General features: G+C 56.2%; 1 protein-coding gene. It reads right to left on the minus strand.

Features of this window, described 5'->3' with window-relative positions; all coding sequences use genetic code 11:
- Positions 1-143: 143 nt before the first annotated feature.
- Positions 144-656 (minus strand): DUF3304 domain-containing protein, encoded by a 513-nt coding sequence (locus tag DM374_RS32675; protein ID WP_110973538.1) that lies wholly within the window; start codon positions 654-656, stop codon positions 144-146.
- Positions 657-710: the final 54 nt, after the last annotated feature.

Raw genomic sequence — 710 nt, forward strand, 5'->3', positions numbered from 1 at the left:
AGACCGCCCATCCACACTGAACTTGTTGATCGCCCAATGGGTATGGTTAACCCCCTTAATGATTCCGGCCTGAGCAGCAGGGATAAACAACGCGCCAGCCAATCCACAAATGACAAGGCGCCTTGCTTGAACCAAGAAACTCATCATGAAGCGTCTCCCGTGGATGAATCTCCGGTCACAGGGCATGACTGCGGCTTCGGGAGTTTCAGCGGGGTCTTGATCGGGTACTCAGGGCTGCCATAGCGATGACAGGACGTGGTGAGCTGGATTTCATCGCATGGCAGGAAATGCACGGTCAGGCCACAGGTGGACTGGCCGGTGTAGTCGGGGACGGGAACCTCTCTACTGAGCTGGCGTTTTTGAGCTCTTAGTTTCGAGGCCCAAGCCTCATATTTCTGATCATCACCAAAACCGGGGAATCCTTTTGTTCCTGCGACACCCGTTTCCCAATCAACTTGTACTGTCATTCCGGCTTGCCACTTTCCGGTAATGCTGTAGTGACCACCTCCACCGCCCTGCCAAGGCCCAATCGTGTCCATACCTGAGCGCCCATCGACACTGAACCGATTGATCGCCCAGTGTGTGTGATTGACCCCCTCAAGAATTCCCGCCTCTGCGCTCCTTCCCATCGGCATGCAAAGCAATCCGCACAGCATGACCGTCGCCGCCAGGCCAACGCGCCCGCTGCAACTCTGCGTCTGGTTCTCAAG

This window comes from Pseudomonas huaxiensis (genome assembly GCF_003231275.1).
Classification (GTDB): Bacteria; Pseudomonadota; Gammaproteobacteria; order Pseudomonadales; family Pseudomonadaceae; genus Aquipseudomonas; species Aquipseudomonas huaxiensis.

What these genes read in the sequence shown, in the direction of transcription:
- DM374_RS32675 (WP_110973538.1), bottom strand. Translation starts at nt 656, where the DNA reads ATGCTGTGCGGATTGCTTTGCATGCCGATGGGAAGGAGCGCAGAGGCG.